This window comes from Streptomyces sp. NPDC096013 (assembly GCF_044763565.1).
Classification (GTDB): Bacteria; Actinomycetota; Actinomycetes; order Streptomycetales; family Streptomycetaceae; genus Streptomyces.
The window spans coordinates 110,010-125,213 of the sequence record NZ_JBIWGK010000011.1 but is presented as its reverse complement, the minus strand read 5'-3'; the positions used below and the strand labels follow the sequence as shown (position 1 = coordinate 125,213).

Below are 15,204 nucleotides of genomic sequence, written 5' to 3'. Positions count from 1 at the left end.
TCCCGCCGCTGCACGCCGTGACCCCACGGCCGCGACCGACCCCCGCCATCGACGGGGACCACCAGTTCCGCGACCGCGCCGCCCCGGAGGAGACGGGAAGACATGTCAGCCTGCGTACCCACCCGCGTCACCGACTCGCATCAGAATCGGACGAAGCGCGCCCCCCAGCCCCACAGCCCGCCGCCGCCCCCGCCCCACCGTTTCCGGATCGCGGGCGCCGATGTGTCGGCCGCCATCGCGGTCTTCCTGATCGCCCTGCCCCTGTCCCTCGGCATCGCCCTCGCCACCGGCGCGCCCCTCCAGGCCGGCCTGGTCGCCGCCGCGGTGGGCGGACTCGTCGCCGGCCGGCTCGGCGGCTGCCCCCTCCAGGTCAGCGGCCCGGCCGCCGGACTCACCGTGGTCACCGCCGACCTGATCCACCGTTACGGCTGGCGTACGACCTGCGCGGTCACCGTCCTCGCGGGACTCGCCCAACTCGCCCTGGGCTGCCTGCGCGTGGCCCGCACCGCGCTCGCCGTCAGCCCCGCGATCGTGCACGGCATGCTGGCCGGCATCGGTGTCACCATCGCCGTCGCCCAGCTGCACATCGTGCTCGGCGGCACCCCGCAGAGCTCGGTCCTCGCCAACCTCCGCGCCCTGCCCGCCCAGTTGGCGGACGTGCACCCCGCCGACGTGGCGATGAGCGTGCTGACGCTGGCCCTTCTGCTGCTGTGGCCGCGTGTCCCCGGCCGGCTCGGGGACCTGATGCGCAAGATCCCGGCCGCGCTCGTCGCCGTCGCCGGAGCCACCCTCACCGCGTCCCTCACCGGGCTGAGCCTGGCCAAGGTCGACCTGCCGTCCTGGAGCAGTCACGCGCTGGCCGGACTGCCCGAGGGCCCGGCGCTCGGCATCGCCGCCGCCGTCCTCACCACCACGCTGGTGTGCAGCGTGCAGTCGCTGCTCGGCGCGGTCGCCGTGGACAAGCTGGTCGCCGGGCAGCCGGGGCTCTCCGCCCGCGTCGGCCGCTCCGACCTGAACCGCGAACTGCTGGGCCAGGGCGCCGCGAACATCGTCTCCGGCGCGCTCGGCGGACTGCCCGTCGCGGGCGTGGCCGTACGGAGTTCGGCGAATGTGCGAGCCGGTGCCGTGAGCCGGAACTCCACGATGCTGCACGGCGTTCTCGTATTGGTAGCCGCGCTGCTGATGGTCCCGGTGCTGGAGCTGATCCCCCTCGCTTCGCTCGCCGCACTCGTGATGGCCGTCGGCATCCAGATGGTGTCCCTGCACCACATCCGCACGGTGACCCGCCACCGCGAAGTCCTGGTCTACGCCGTCACCACCCTCGGCGTGGTCCTCCTTGGCGTTCTGGAGGGCGTGCTCCTCGGGGTCACCGTCGCCGTGGGCGTCGCGCTCAACCGCCTTGCCCACACCCGCATCACGCACGACGAGAAGGAAGGAGTCCATCACGTACACGTCCGAGGGCAGTTGACGTTCCTCGCGGTGCCGCGGCTCAGCCGCGTCCTGCATCTCGTACCCCAAGGCACCCACGTCGTCGTGGAGTTGGACGGTTCGTTCATGGACCACGCGGCGTACGAGTCACTTCAGGACTGGCAGAACTCGCACACCGCGCGCGGAGGCACCGCTGAGCTGACCGGACGGCGCACGGGAGTTCGCGACACCGAGCCGGGCCGCACCGGAAGCGAGTCGACACCGGCCGACCCCGCGACCGGCGCGACCGGCGCGATGAGCGGCACGACGGCCGAGGCTCCGGCCGACACCCCGACCGGCGCACCGACGACGTCCACCGCCTGCCGCTGCCACCCCTGGACGCCCTGGCGCAACCACCAGTGCGATCCCCGGCGTACCACCCCGGCCGACGGGCACCCGGCCGAGCCGACGGACCAGCCGACGGACCAGCCGAGGGACAAGCCGACGGACCGTCCCGCGCCCGGCACCGCCGAGCCGAGCACCCCCGGCACTCCACCCCACCCCGGAACCGGATCCCACCCCGACCCCGACCCCGGCACCGGCACCGGCACCGGCACCGGCACCCCTACCGCCACCGCCACCCCCACCGCCGGCAGTCAACTAGCCCGTGGCATCAGCGCGTTCCAGCGCGACACCGCACCCCTCGTGCGGGGCGAGCTGGCCCGGCTGGCCAAGGAAGGACAGCGGCCCTCGCAGCTCTTCCTGACCTGTGCGGACTCGCGGCTGGTGACGTCGATGATCACCTCCAGCGGTCCCGGCGACCTGTTCGTCGTGCGGAACGTGGGCAACCTCGTGCCGCCGCCTGGCGAGGAGAGCGGGGACGACTCGGTGGCCGCGGCGATCGAGTACGCGGTGGACGTGCTGCGGGTGAGATCGATCACGGTGTGCGGGCACTCCGGGTGCGGGGCCATGCAGGCGCTGCTCAACTCCGAGCCCGGAGGCGCCCGGACGCCGCTGAAGCGGTGGCTGCGCCACGGGGTGCCGAGCCTGGAGCGGATGGCCGACGACGACCGGCCCTGGGCGCGGCTGGCGGGAAGGGCGCCCGCCGACGCCGTAGAGCAGCTGTGTCTGACCAATGTGGTGCAGCAGTTGGAGCATCTGCGGGGGCACGAGTCGGTGGACCGGGCCTTGCGGGAGGGGGCGCTGGAGCTGCACGGGATGTATTTCCATGTCGGCGAGGCGCAGGCGTACTTGCTGACCGAGGCGGACGGGGGCGGGTTGTTCGACGGGGTGGGGGTGGCGGACATGTCGGCCTGAACCTGATTCACCCGGCGTCCGTGGGTACGAAAGACCCTCGCCACGCGTCTCCGGCCGCGGGTCCGATGACAGGTCTAAACCAATATTTCGACGACCCTTGTCATCGGACCCCCGGGTCTGATGAGCTGGCCCGGGACACAACGGACAACCTGGGAAAGGCAGATGCCGTGAGCAACGAAAGCCTGGCCAACCTGTTGCGCGAGGAGCGCACATTCGCACCCCCCGCGGACCTGGCGGCGAACGCCAATGTCACGGCGGAGGCGTATGAGCAGGCCAAGGCTGACCGGCTCGGCTTCTGGGCCACGCAGGCCCGCCGCCTGAGCTGGGCGCAGGAACCTACCGAGACGCTGGACTGGTCGAACCCGCCGTTCGCCAAGTGGTTCAAGGACGGCACGCTCAACGTGGCGTACAACTGCGTGGACCGGCACGTCGAGGCGGGCAACGGCGACCGGGTCGCCATCCACTTCGAGGGCGAGCCCGGCGACAGCCGCTCGGTCACCTACGCCGAGCTGAAGGACGAGGTCTCCAAGGCCGCGAACGCCCTGCTGGAACTGGGAGTCCGGAAGGGCGACCGGGTCGCCGTCTACATGCCGATGATCCCGGAGACCGCGGTCGCGATGCTGGCCTGCGCGCGGATCGGCGCCGCGCACTCGGTGGTGTTCGGCGGTTTCTCGGCGGACGCGCTCGCGACCCGCATCCAGGACGCGGACGCCAAGGTCGTCATCACCACGGACGGCGGCTGGCGGCGCGGCAAGCCCTCGGCGCTGAAGCCGGCCGTGGATGACGCCGTCGACCGCGCGGACAGTGGCGTGGAGCATGTGCTGGTGGTCCGCCGTACGGGCCAGGACGTCGCGTGGAACGACGAGCGGGACGTGTGGTGGCACGAGATCGTCGACCGTCAGCCGGCGGAGCACACGCCCGAGGCGTTCGAGGCGGAGCAGCCGCTGTTCATCCTGTACACCTCGGGGACCACGGGTAAGCCCAAGGGCATCCTGCACACCTCCGGCGGCTACCTCACCCAGGCCGCGTACACCCACCACGCCGTCTTCGACCTCAAGCCGGAGACCGACGTCTACTGGTGCACGGCCGACGTCGGCTGGGTCACCGGCCACTCCTACATCGTCTACGGCCCGCTGGCGAACGGCGCGACCCAGGTCATGTACGAGGGCACCCCCGACACCCCGCACCAGGGCCGCTTCTGGGAGATCGTCCAGAAGTACGGGGTGACGATCCTGTACACGGCGCCGACCGCGATCCGTACGTTCATGAAGTGGGGCGACGACATCCCCGCGAAGTTCGACCTCAGCAGCCTGCGGGTGCTGGGTTCGGTGGGCGAGCCGATCAACCCCGAGGCGTGGATCTGGTACCGCAAGCACATCGGGGCCGACAGGACCCCGATCGTGGACACCTGGTGGCAGACCGAGACCGGCGCGATGATGATCTCGCCGCTGCCGGGCGTCACCGCCGCCAAGCCCGGTTCCGCGCAGACCCCGCTGCCCGGCATCTCCGCGACGGTCGTCGACGACGAGGCCAACGAGGTCCCGAACGGCGGCGGCGGTTACCTGGTCCTGACCGAGCCGTGGCCCTCGATGCTGCGCACGATCTGGGGCGACGACCAGCGGTTCCTCGACACGTACTGGTCGCGGTTCCCGGGCAAGTACTTCGCCGGTGACGGCGCGAAGAAGGACGACGACGGCGACATCTGGCTGCTCGGCCGGGTGGACGACGTGATGCTCGTGTCCGGGCACAACATCTCCACCACCGAGGTCGAGTCGGCGCTCGTCTCCCACCCCGCCGTCGCCGAGGCGGCCGTGGTGGGCGCGGCCGACGAGACGACCGGGCAGGCGATCGTCGCTTTCGTGATCCTGCGCGGCACGGCGAACGCCGAGGACGAGAACCTCGTCGCCGACCTCCGCAACCACGTCGCCAGTGTGCTGGGCCCGATCGCCAAGCCCAAGCGGATCCTCCCGGTGGCCGAGCTGCCGAAGACCCGTTCCGGCAAGATCATGCGCCGCCTGCTGCGGGACGTGGCGGAGAACCGGCAGCTGGGCGATGTGACGACCCTGACCGACTCCACCGTGATGACCCTGATCCAGGACAAGCTCCCGGCGGCGCCCAGCGAGGACTGACCTGCGGATACGACGAGAAGGGGCGCCCGGCGGCGAACATGCCGGACGCCCCTTTCGCGCATACGGTGAGATCCGCAGGACCCGTCCCGCCACATGTGGGTAAAGTAAGAAAAGCGTCAAAGACGCGCCAAGGTGTGCCGGGAAGTCTGGTCGGCAAGTGCTCTGTGCTGCCCGCCACCCCGGAGGTCTCCCCGTGACCGCGCCCCGCCCCACCGCCGCCCGCAAAGTGCTGGGACGGCTGTCCCTGCCCGAGCGGAACTTCGTCGCGGACGCGCTGCGCACCGAGACCGTCGGCGGGGTCCTCCTCCTGATCGCCGCCGTCACCGCGCTGGTCTGGGCCAACATCCCGGCGCTGCACGACAGCTACGAGAGCGTCAGCCACTACCACTTCGGCCCCGCCGCCCTCGGCCTGCATCTGTCGGTCGCCCACTGGGCCGCCGACGGCCTCCTCGCCGTCTTCTTCTTCGTCGCGGGCATCGAGCTCAAGCGCGAACTCGTCGCCGGCGACCTCCGTGACCCCAAGGCCGCCGCCCTCCCCGTCGTGGCGGCCCTGTGCGGGATGGCCGTACCGGCACTCGTGTACACGCTCACCAACCTCACCGGCGGCGGCTCACTGGCGGGCTGGGCGGTGCCGACCGCCACCGACATCGCCTTCGCGCTGGCCGTCCTCGCGGTCATCGGCACCTCCCTGCCGAGCGCGCTGCGCGCCTTCCTGCTCACCCTCGCCGTCGTCGACGACCTGTTCGCGATCCTGATCATCGCGATCTTCTTCACCGCCCGGATCGACTTCGCCGCGCTCGCCGGCGCGGTGGTCGGCCTCGCGGTCTTCTGGCTGCTGCTGCGCAGGGGCGTGCGCGGCTGGTACGTCTACGTCCCGCTCGCGCTGGTGATCTGGGCGCTGATGTACAACAGCGGCGTCCACGCGACCATCGCGGGCGTGGCGATGGGCCTGATGCTGCGCTGCACCACCCGCGAGGACGAGAAGCACTCCCCCGGGGAGCACGTCGAACATCTCGTACGGCCGCTGTCGGCGGGGCTCGCGGTGCCGCTGTTCGCGCTGTTCAGCGCCGGAGTCGCCCTCTCGGGGAGCGCGTTGGGTGACGTGTTCACGAAACCGGAGACCCTGGGTGTGGTCCTCGGACTCGTCGTCGGCAAGGCGGTCGGCATCTTCGGCGGGACCTGGCTGACGGCCCGTTTCACCCGGGCCTCGCTCAGCGACGACCTGGCCTGGCCCGACGTCTTCGCGGTCGCCTCGCTGGCCGGCATCGGCTTCACCGTGTCGCTGCTCATCGGGGAACTCGCGTTCGACGGCGACCAGATGCTCACCGACGAGGTCAAGGCGGCCGTCCTCGTCGGCTCCCTCACAGCGGCCCTGTGCGCGACCGTGTTGCTCAAGCTGCGCAACGCCAGGTACCGCAGGATGTACGAGGAAGAGGAGCGCGACGAGGACCTCGACGGCATCCCCGACATCTACGAGCAGGACGACCCGGCGTACCACCTGCGCATGGCCGAACTCCACGACCGCAAGGCCGCCGAGCACCGCAGGATCGCCGGGGAGAAGGCCGCGGAGCAGCGGCACGGGCTTGCCGAAGTGGCGGGCGGGGCAGGCGAGGACAACGACGGTCCGGCATGATCTGACCAGACGGTACAAACACATGCAGATGAGGGAGTACGCGATGAGCGCACCCGACGGCAGCCCGGTCGGCGCCGAACGCAGCATCGGCCAGCTGTTCGCCTCGGCGACGACCGAGATGTCCGCGCTGGTGCACGACGAGATCGCACTGGCCAAGGCGCAGCTCAAGCAGGACGTCAAGCGCGGTGTCGCGGGCGGCGGCGCGTTCACGGTCGCCGCGGTGGTCCTGCTGTTCTCCCTGCCGATGCTCAACTTCGCGCTGGCGTACGGCATTCGCACCTGGAGCGGCTGGAACATGGCCCTCTGCTTCCTGCTCTCCTTCGCGGCGAACGTGCTCGTCGCGGTCGTCCTCGGGCTGGTGGGCGTGCTCTTCTTCAAGAAGGCCGCGAAGAGCAAGGGCCCGCAGAAGGTGGCCGCTTCGGTCAAGGAGACCGCGGGCGTCCTCGGCAACGCCAAGCCGCATCCGCGCCCGGCGATCGAGGACCGTGTCCCCGAAGCCATCGAGGCTGTGGCACGCTCGTCCTCATGACGGACCCCGCCAATCCTTGGGCACAACCTGCTTCGGTCGTACGGCTCGGCATCCCCGGCGGGCGCAAGGTGACCCACCGGGATGTCGCGGCCAACGGCGCGCGCTTCCACATCGCGGAGGTGGGCGACGGACCGCTGGTGCTGCTGCTGCACGGCTTCCCCCAGTTCTGGTGGACCTGGCGGCACCAGCTGGGCGCGCTGGCCGACGCCGGGTTCCGGGCCGTCGCCATGGACCTGCGGGGCGTCGGCGGCAGCGACCGCACCCCGCGCGGCTACGACCCCGCCAACCTCGCCCTCGACATCACCGGCGTGATCCGCTCCCTCGGCGAGCCGGACGCCGCGCTGGTCGGCCATGACCTCGGGGGCTATCTCGCGTGGACGGCGGCGGCGATGCGCCCCAAGCTGGTGCGCCGGCTCGCCGTCTCCTCGATGCCGCACCCCCGGCGCTGGCGCAACGCGATGCTCTCCGACGTCAAGCAGTCGGCGGCCGGCTCCTACATCTGGGGCTTCCAGCGCCCCTGGATTCCCGAGCGGCAACTCCTCGCCGAGGACGCCGAGTTGGTCGGCACCCTGATCCGCGACTGGTCCGGCCCGAACCTGCCGGACGACGAGGCGGTCGAGGCGTACCGGCGGGCCATGCTGATCCCGTCGACGGCGCACTGCTCGATCGAGCCGTACCGCTGGATGGTGCGGTCGATGGCACGCCCGGACGGCATCCAGTTCAACCGGCGCATGAAGCGGCCGGTGCGGGTGCCGACGCTGCATCTGCACGGCTCGCTGGACCCGGTGCTGCGCACCCGCAGCTCGGCGGGGTCCGGGGAGTACGTCGAAGCGCCGTACCGCTGGCGGCTGTTCGACGGGCTCGGGCACTTCCCGCACGAGGAGGACCCGGTGGTCTTCTCGACCGAACTGGTCAACTGGCTCAAAGATCCCGAACCCGATCGTTGACCGATGGATGACCTAAGCATTACCTGTGCGTGACCGATCCACTGCGCCCGGTATCCGGAGCTGAACACCTGTCCTACGAACGGCTACTTGCCTCGCGCATAGGCCAATTGGGGCCCCAAGGGGCGGTTATCGACCTTGGGGCAGGGGCAGACGTCGGGGTATGGGCTGGACGCACGACTACAGTGACGCAGCACGCACTCGCCGCTCGGACCACGGTCTGAGCTCCCACCAGGGGGGCGCCCCGCAACTCCAGGGCACAGACCTCAGGGTGGGGATCCCGCGCATTCTGCGCCGCCGGGCCCGCTGGGTCTCGGTACGGCTGCGTCATCCCCGAGGCTGACGCACCCACCTCCTCCAGGACACGCCTTTCCGTGCGCACACCTCTCACAGCGCGCAACTGTCGCTGTCCACCTGCTCGTTGGCAGTGCGCCCCTGGACGATGTCCGGCCGGATCTCGTCCGCGGTGAGCGCGTACCCGGTGTCGGGGTCGTCGAGGGACTTCGCGAAGACCACTCCGTAGACCTTGCCCTCGGGTGTGAGCAGCGGGCCGCCGGAGTTGCCCTGGCGGACGGTCGCGTAGAGGGAGTACACATCGCGGCGCACCGTGCCGCGGTGGTAGATGTCCGGGCCGTTGGCCGTGATGCGTCCCCGCACGCGCGCGGCACGGACGTCGTACGACCCGTTCTCCGGGAAGCCGGCGACGATCGCGCTGTTGCCGCTCCGCGCGTCCTTGGTCGCGAACTGGAGGGAGCGCGCCCTCAGGTCGGGCACGTCGAGTACGGCGATGTCGCGGTGCCAGTCGTAGAGGACGACCTTGGCGTCGTACTTGCGGCCCTCGCCGCCTATCTGGACGGTGGGTTCGTCGACGCCGCCGACGACGTGCGCGTTGGTCATGACGCGGCGGTCGCCGAAGACGAAACCGCTGCCCTCCAGAACCTTGCCGCAGCTCTGCGCGGTGCCCATGACCTTGACGATGGACTGCTGGGCGCGGGTGGCGACCGCGCTGGAGGCGAGAGCCGGGTCTGGCGGCTGGACGTCGTTGATCGGCTCGTTCGCGAAGGGGCTGAAGACCTGCGGGAAACCATTCTGCGCCAGGACCGAGGAGAAGTCCGCGAACCAGGTGTCGGCCTGCGCGGGCAGGGCCCGTGAGACCCCCAGCAGCACCTTGGAGCTGCGGACCTCCTTGCCCAGCGTCGGCAGGGTGGTGCCGGCCAGCGCCGAGCCGATCAGCCAGGCGACCAGGAGCATCGCGAGGACGTTGACGAGGGCGCCGCCGGTCGCGTCCAGGGCGCGGGCCGGGGACCAGGTGATGTACCGGCGCAGCTTGTTGCCGAGGTGGGTGGTCAGGGCCTGGCCGACGGAGGCGCAGACGATGACGACGATGACCGCGACGACCGCCGCGGTGGTGCTGACCTCGGCCTTCTGGGTCAGCGCGTCCCAGATCACGGGCAGGGTGTAGACGGCGACGAGACCGCCACCGAGGAAGCCGATCACCGACAGGATGCCGACGACGAACCCCTGGCGATAGCCCACGATCGCGAACCACACGGCGGCGACCAGCAGCAGGATGTCCAGCACGTTCACCGGTTCAGGCCTCGCCTCAGCACTTCGCGATCACTCCAGGTCGGTCGGGGGGCCGACCCGCCGCGCAGCGACAACCGGCTACGGCGTCCCCCGGGAAGACACAGCACGACGGACACCTTGTCATGACCGCCAGTCGAGCGGGACCTGCTTCTCGCGGTCCCACGGCCGCTCCCAACCGGAGTAGTGCAGCAGGCGGTCGATGACCCCGGCCGTGAAGCCCCACACGAGGGCCGATTCGACCAGAAATGCCGGACCCAGGAAGCCGCTGGGGTGCGTGACCGTGACTCTGTTGGCCGGGTCCGTGAGATCCGCCACGGGGACCGTGAACACGCGCGCCGTCTCGTTCGGGTCGACCACGCCCACCGGGGTCGGCTCCCGCCACCAGCCCAGCACCGGTGTCACCACGAAGCCGCTCACCGGGATGTACAGCTTGGGCAGCACCCCGAAGAGCTGCACACCGGCCGGGTCGAGCCCGGTCTCCTCCTCGGCCTCGCGGAGAGCGGCCCGCAGCGGTCCGTCGCCGGTCGGGTCACCGTCCTCGGGGTCGAGGGCGCCGCCGGGGAAGGACGGCTGTCCCGCATGGGACCGGAGCGAGCTGGAGCGCTCCATGAGCAGCAGCTCGGGCCCGCGCTCCCCGTCCCCGTCGCCGAACAGGATCAGGACCGCCGACTGCCGTCCCGCCCCGTCCTCCGGCGGCAGGAAGCGGCTCAGCTGGAGCGGCTCCACCGTCTCCACGGCGTGCACCACCGGATCAAGCCAGCCGGGCAGCCCGTCCTTGCTGAGACCCACGCCCTGGGTATGGCTCGCGCGTGTCATCCCCCACCCCCGTTCCCACTGATCAACGCCCGGTACCTCCGAGATCGTTCCGTCATCCGGCCCCCGACATCGTCGTCATACGGCACCCAGCGGCGGCGCCGGCTTCCCGCCCGCGTCCAGGTAGGCCTGCGGGGGGTTGAGGCGCTGGCCCGGATAGCCGCCCTTCTCGTACTTGAGCAGCTTCTTCGCCTTCTCCGGGTCGGTCTCGCCCTCGCCGTACGCCGGGCAGAGCGGGGCGATGGGGCAGGCGCCGCAGGCGGGCTTGCGGGCGTGGCAGATCCGGCGGCCGTGGAAGATCACGTGGTGCGAGAGCATCGTCCAGTCGCTCTTCGGGAAGAGCGCTCCCACGGCGGCCTCGATCTTGTCGGGCTCGGTCTCCTCGGTCCACTTCCAGCGCCGTACGAGCCGCTGGAAGTGCGTGTCCACGGTGATGCCGGGCCGCCCGAAGGCGTTGCCGAGCACCACGAAGGCGGTCTTGCGGCCCACACCGGGCAGCTTGACGAGGTCTTCGAGCCGGCCGGGCACCTCGCCGCCGAAGTCCGCGACCAGCGCCTTGGAGAGCCCTATCACCGACTTGGTCTTGGCCCGGAAGAACCCGGTCGGGCGGAGGATCTCCTCGACCTGCTCCGGGTCGGCGGCGGCCAGGTCCTCGGGGGTGGGGTACTTGGCGAACAGGGCCGGTGTCGTCTGATTGACCCTCAGGTCGGTGGTCTGCGCGGACAGGACCGTGGCGACCACCAGCTGGAAGGCGTTCTCGAAGTCGAGCTCCGGGTGGGCGTACGGATAGATCTCCGCCAGCTCGCGGTTGATCCGGCGGGCGCGGCGGACGAGGGCGGTGTGCGATTCGGTCTTCACACCAGCTGCCACTTTTGCCCCTTTCGCCGCTTTCTTTCCGTCACTCTTGCCGCCGTCAGGGCCCTGTTCGCCCACAGCGGAATCACGAGGTACAACCATCCGCCCAGCCCCCTTGGCCTGTGCTCTCACCGGCGATTTGGACACCCGGCCAGCCTAGAGCCCGGCACTGACATCCGCCCCGGACCCTGAAGATCAGCCCCCAATTGGACCCCTGCCGCTTACCTCGGGACACCTGTGCGGCATCCTTGTGACAGATCACACTGTTTGGACGGTCCGGCAAAACGGGGAGCACGGTCCCCTGGTACCAAGGGGGAACACCTTCCCCTGAGCAGGTCGACAAGGAGAGAACTCGTGGACGACGTTCTGCGGCGCGCCCCGCTCTTCGCGGCGCTCGATGACGATCAGGCCGCGGAGCTGCGCGCCTCCATGAGTGAGGTGACCCTCGCGCGCGGGGACTCCCTCTTTCACGAGGGCGACCCGGGCGACCGGCTGTACGTGGTCACCGAGGGCAAGGTGAAGCTCCACCGCACCTCCCCCGACGGCCGCGAGAACATGCTGGCGGTCCTCGGCCCCGGCGAGCTGATCGGCGAGCTGTCGCTGTTCGACCCGGGTCCGCGCACGGCGACCGCCAGCGCGCTGACCGAGGTCAAGCTGCTCGGCCTCGGCCACGGCGACCTCCAGCCCTGGCTGAGCGCCCGCCCCGAGGTCGCCTCCGCGCTGCTGCGCGCGGTCGCCCGCCGGCTGCGCAAGACCAACGACGCGATGTCCGACCTGGTCTTCTCGGACGTCCCCGGCCGCGTGGCCCGCGCCCTGCTGGACCTCTCCCGCCGCTTCGGCGTGCAGTCCGAGGAAGGCATCCACGTGGTGCACGACCTCACCCAGGAGGAGCTGGCCCAGCTGGTCGGCGCCTCCCGCGAGACGGTCAACAAGGCCCTCGCCGACTTCGCGGGCCGCGGCTGGCTGCGCCTGGAGGCCCGCGCGGTCATCCTGCTGGACGTGGAGCGACTGGCGAAGCGCTCCCGCTGATCATTCCGTGCGACGTCTCCGTATGAGTTCTTCGTACGGACGCGTGCTGCATACGCCTTCGAAGGGCCCCGCTCGTACGGCGGGGCCCTTCGTGTACCGCCGGGTGGGGCCCAAGGGGTGGGGATGGACGAGGACAAGGCGCCGGAGTCGGTCTGGAGACGCTCCTGGTGGCGCAGATCGGCGCGCCGGCTGTGGCGGACCCCCGACCAGACGGACGACCCTGGCGGCAGACCCCTGGGCCTGTGGCTGACGGAGGACACCGTCGTCGTCGCCCGCGTCGAGGGGGTGCGGGCCTACCGGACGGCCACGGGCGAGCCGCTGTGGACCTGGCAGCCGCCCAGCGGCCAGATCGTCGGGCTGGTGTCCGCCGACGCCCAGGGCGGCGAGGGCGTGGTGATGCACTACGAAGAGTCGCGCCGGGACGTGCGCCGCGTCGGCCTCACCACCCTGGCGGTCACCACGGGCGAGGTCGTACGGCGCCGGAAACAGGACGCCGCTCCCCTGGGGCACCTCCCCTCCAGGGTGGCCCTGGGCGGGGGCCTGCTCGCGACGGCCGGCGAGTCCTGGAAGGACTGGGAGACACGGCCGGTGATGCGCGCCCTGGACGTGGACACGGGCGAGGTCCGTTGGAAACACGAACTGACCGACCCGCGCGTGGAGAGCGCCTCCGTCATCAGCGCCAGCCCCTTCGTGGCCTCCCTGAAGACACGCGGCGCACGCGGCCGACGCAGCCTCCTCTTCCTGGGCGACGGCGAGACGGAAGCCGTCACGCTGCAACTCCCGGAGGGGTACGAGAAGTTCGGCGAGCGGGTCGCCGTGACCGGGGGCGTCCTGGTGGTGGGCCTCGTCCCCAAGGACCGCACCGAGCACGACCTGGGCAGCCCGCTCGGCGCGTACTCCCTCACCTCGGGCGAGCTGATCTGGCAGTGGCGGGGCGGGGACACCCACCACGACACCCCGCTCGCCCACCGCGGCTGGCTGCTGATCGTGCACGGCTACGGCGGCCGGCTCAGCGTGCTCGACCCCGCCGACGGACGGGTGGTGGCCCGGCGCGGACTCCGGGGCACCGCGTTCGACTCGCTCGTCGCCGCCTCCGGGGACCTCATCGCGGTGGGCTGCGAGGCGGGCGACTACAGCCACGGGCTGCGGGTGTTCCGCTGGAGATGACCACGCTCCCCCAGGCGGACCCGCTGGGGACGACCCCGCCCGGCGGCCGGAAAAGCACCCCCCGGGAGCCCGTCTCCCGGCACAGTGATCCCATGGCCGGAACCGTTCACCGCAGAGGGCTCGACGCCCAGGGATACATCGAGCGCGAGGGCTCCCTGGGCCGCGTCCCGCCCGCCTTCCGGCCGGTCGTCGCCGCCGCGCGTGACCGGCTGCTCGACGTCTACGGGGGACGCCTCAACAGCGCGTACCTCTACGGGTCGATCCCGCGCGGCACCGCGCGCGTGGGGCGCAGCGATCTGGACCTCCTCGTGGTGACCCGGCAGGAGCCGACCGAGGAGGACCGGGACGCGGCCCGGAGTCTCGGCGAGGCGCTCGACAAGGAGTTCCCGGAGATCGACGGCGTCGGCACGCTGCTGTACGGCCGGGCACGGCTGCTGAGCGAGCCGGAGACGTACGACCTGGGGTGGTTCGTGGCGTGCCTGTGCACCCCGTTGCTCGGGGAGGACCTCGCCGAGGACCTGCCCCGCTACCGCCCCGACTCCCTCCTCGCCCGGGAGACCAACGGTGACCTCGCCCTGCTCCTCCCCCGCTGGCGCGACCGCATCGCCGCCGCCGGGGACACGGACGGGGCCCGGCGCCCCCTGGTGCGCTTCATGTCCCGCCACCTCGTCCGCACCGGCTTCACCCTGGTGATGCCCCGCTGGAACGGCTGGACCAGCGACCTCGGGGAGATGGCCGAAGCCTTCGCCGCGTACTACCCGGAGCGCGCGGAGGCCCTGCGCGGGGCGGCGGAACTCGGACACGAACCGACGGGCGACGCGGACGTCCTGCGTTCCTACGTCGACGAGCTGGGCCCCTGGCTGGCCGAGGAGTACGCGCGCGTGCACGGCGTCAAGGCGTCACGCCCCGCCGACTAGATCAGGCCGTGTTCCTTCAGGTAGTCCAGCTGGGCCCGTACGGACAGCTCCGCCGCCGGCCACAGGGAGCGGTCGACGTCCGCGTACACGTGGGCGACGACCTCGGCCGGGGTCCGGTGACCGTTCTCGACGGCCGTCTCGATCTGGGCGAGCCGGTGGGCGCGGTGGGCGAGATAGAACTCGACGGCACCCTGGGCGTCATCCAGGACGGGCCCGTGCCCCGGCAGGACGGTGTGGACGCCGTCGTCGACGGTCAGCGACCGCAGCCGCCGCAGCGAGTCCAGGTAGTCCCCCAGGCGGCCGTCAGGATGCGCCACCACGGTCGTACCGCGCCCCAGGATGGTGTCCCCGGTCAGGACGGCCTGATCGGCCGGGAGATGGAAGCACAGCGAGTCCCCGGTGTGCCCGGGCGTCGACACGACGACCAGTTCCAGCCCGCCGACGCGGACCACCTCCCCCGCGCCCAGCCCCTCGTCCCCGAGCCGCAGCGCCGGGTCGAGCGCGCGCACCTTGGTACCGGTCAGCTCGGCGAACCGGACGGCGCCTTCCGCGTGGTCGGGGTGCCCGTGCGTCAGCAAGGTCAGCGCGACGCGTTTGCCCGCCTTCTCGGCCACGTCGAGGACCGTGCGCAGATGCCCCTCGTCCAGCGGCCCCGGGTCGATCACCACGGCCGACTCGGAGTCCGGCTCCGCGACGATCCACGCGTTCGTCCCGTCCAGCGTCATCGCGGACGCGTTGGGCGCGAGCACGTTGACGGCCCGCGCGGTGGCGGGCCCGCTGAGCACCCCGCCGCGTGGCTGACCGGGGAGGGCGGCTGCGTCGGTCATATCAGGGCGCCTTCCTTGGCGGTGGCGGGGCGAGGGGTGCCGTCGGTGCG

General features: G+C 71.4%; 13 protein-coding genes. 9 read left to right on the top strand and 4 right to left on the bottom strand.

All coding sequences use genetic code 11. The features are described 5' to 3' along the window. The first annotated feature begins 102 nt into the window (after positions 1 to 102). The 6 genes from ACIRB1_RS31970 (at position 103) to ACIRB1_RS31945 (ending at position 8,302) form a co-directional block, all read left to right on the top strand. Positions 103 to 2,724 (top strand): SulP family inorganic anion transporter, encoded by a 2,622-nt coding sequence (locus ACIRB1_RS31970; protein ID WP_403467808.1) that lies wholly within the window; start codon positions 103 to 105, stop codon positions 2,722 to 2,724. 167 nt (positions 2,725 to 2,891) lie between these two features. Continuing rightward, positions 2,892 to 4,853: an acetate--CoA ligase gene (gene acs, locus ACIRB1_RS31965; RefSeq protein ID WP_403467807.1), complete on the top strand. Its 1,962-nt coding sequence runs from the start codon at positions 2,892 to 2,894 to the stop codon at positions 4,851 to 4,853. A 193-nt stretch (positions 4,854 to 5,046) separates the two neighbouring features. Further along, complete coding sequence (nhaA, locus tag ACIRB1_RS31960) at positions 5,047 to 6,486, top strand: Na+/H+ antiporter NhaA (protein WP_403467806.1); 1,440 nt, start codon at positions 5,047 to 5,049, stop codon at positions 6,484 to 6,486. A gap of 43 nt (positions 6,487 to 6,529) precedes the next feature. Next, complete coding sequence (locus tag ACIRB1_RS31955; protein ID WP_352183987.1) at positions 6,530 to 7,015, top strand: phage holin family protein; 486 nt, start codon at positions 6,530 to 6,532, stop codon at positions 7,013 to 7,015. Beyond that, positions 7,012 to 7,962 (top strand): alpha/beta fold hydrolase, encoded by a 951-nt coding sequence (locus ACIRB1_RS31950; protein ID WP_403467805.1) that lies wholly within the window; start codon positions 7,012 to 7,014, stop codon positions 7,960 to 7,962. Before ACIRB1_RS31955 ends, ACIRB1_RS31950 begins: the two co-directional genes overlap by 4 nt. 160 nt (positions 7,963 to 8,122) lie before the next feature. Then, a complete protein-coding gene (locus ACIRB1_RS31945) occupies positions 8,123 to 8,302 on the top strand; it encodes a hypothetical protein (protein ID WP_352183985.1) in 180 nt (59 codons plus the stop codon). Between the two features lie 44 nt (positions 8,303 to 8,346). On the opposite strand, the gene ACIRB1_RS31940 is transcribed toward ACIRB1_RS31945, so the two are convergent. The 3 genes from ACIRB1_RS31940 to nth form a co-directional block, all read right to left on the bottom strand. Further along, entirely contained in the window at positions 8,347 to 9,546 is a 1,200-nt protein-coding gene (locus tag ACIRB1_RS31940) for a MarP family serine protease (RefSeq protein ID WP_352183984.1), read from the bottom strand. Positions 9,547 to 9,666: 120 nt separating this feature from the next. Next, positions 9,667 to 10,362, bottom strand: a complete 696-nt coding sequence (locus ACIRB1_RS31935) for a CoA pyrophosphatase (protein WP_352183983.1) — start codon at positions 10,360 to 10,362, stop codon at positions 9,667 to 9,669. Between the two features lie 75 nt (positions 10,363 to 10,437). Then, positions 10,438 to 11,316, bottom strand: a complete 879-nt coding sequence (gene nth / locus ACIRB1_RS31930) for an endonuclease III (protein WP_403467804.1) — start codon at positions 11,314 to 11,316, stop codon at positions 10,438 to 10,440. 252 nt (positions 11,317 to 11,568) lie between these two features. On the opposite strand from nth, the gene ACIRB1_RS31925 reads away from it, so the two are divergent. The 3 genes from ACIRB1_RS31925 to ACIRB1_RS31915 all read left to right on the top strand — a co-directional run bounded on the left by ACIRB1_RS31925 (position 11,569) and on the right by ACIRB1_RS31915 (position 14,327). Then, positions 11,569 to 12,243, top strand: coding sequence for a Crp/Fnr family transcriptional regulator (locus tag ACIRB1_RS31925; protein WP_019063754.1), 675 nt, complete (start codon positions 11,569 to 11,571; stop codon positions 12,241 to 12,243). Positions 12,244 to 12,366: 123 nt separating this feature from the next. After that, complete coding sequence (locus tag ACIRB1_RS31920; protein ID WP_403467803.1) at positions 12,367 to 13,410, top strand: PQQ-binding-like beta-propeller repeat protein; 1,044 nt, start codon at positions 12,367 to 12,369, stop codon at positions 13,408 to 13,410. 92 nt (positions 13,411 to 13,502) lie between these two features. Next, entirely contained in the window at positions 13,503 to 14,327 is an 825-nt protein-coding gene (locus tag ACIRB1_RS31915; protein ID WP_403467802.1) for a nucleotidyltransferase domain-containing protein, read from the top strand. On the opposite strand, the gene ACIRB1_RS31910 is transcribed toward ACIRB1_RS31915, so the two are convergent. Beyond that, positions 14,324 to 15,154 carry an MBL fold metallo-hydrolase gene (locus ACIRB1_RS31910; RefSeq protein WP_403467801.1) on the bottom strand — a complete coding sequence of 277 codons (831 nt, stop codon included), beginning with the start codon at positions 15,152 to 15,154 and terminating at the stop codon, positions 14,324 to 14,326. The genes ACIRB1_RS31915 and ACIRB1_RS31910 overlap by 4 nt on opposite strands. Positions 15,155 to 15,204 lie beyond the last annotated feature (50 nt).

Excerpts from the sequence above, each read along its gene's own strand:
- ACIRB1_RS31920 (WP_403467803.1), top strand. The coding sequence starts at position 12,367 with ATGGACGAGGACAAGGCGCCGGAGTCGGTCTGGAGACGCTCCTGGTGG.
- ACIRB1_RS31945 (WP_352183985.1), top strand. The coding sequence starts at position 8,123 with ATGGGCTGGACGCACGACTACAGTGACGCAGCACGCACTCGCCGCTCG.
- nth (WP_403467804.1), bottom strand. The coding sequence starts at position 11,316 with ATGGTTGTACCTCGTGATTCCGCTGTGGGCGAACAGGGCCCTGACGGC.
- ACIRB1_RS31955 (WP_352183987.1), top strand. The coding sequence starts at position 6,530 with ATGAGCGCACCCGACGGCAGCCCGGTCGGCGCCGAACGCAGCATCGGC.
- ACIRB1_RS31970 (WP_403467808.1), top strand. The coding sequence starts at position 103 with ATGTCAGCCTGCGTACCCACCCGCGTCACCGACTCGCATCAGAATCGG.
- ACIRB1_RS31910 (WP_403467801.1), bottom strand. The coding sequence starts at position 15,154 with ATGACCGACGCAGCCGCCCTCCCCGGTCAGCCACGCGGCGGGGTGCTC.
- ACIRB1_RS31915 (WP_403467802.1), top strand. The coding sequence starts at position 13,503 with ATGGCCGGAACCGTTCACCGCAGAGGGCTCGACGCCCAGGGATACATC.
- ACIRB1_RS31950 (WP_403467805.1), top strand. The coding sequence starts at position 7,012 with ATGACGGACCCCGCCAATCCTTGGGCACAACCTGCTTCGGTCGTACGG.
- ACIRB1_RS31935 (WP_352183983.1), bottom strand. The coding sequence starts at position 10,362 with ATGACACGCGCGAGCCATACCCAGGGCGTGGGTCTCAGCAAGGACGGG.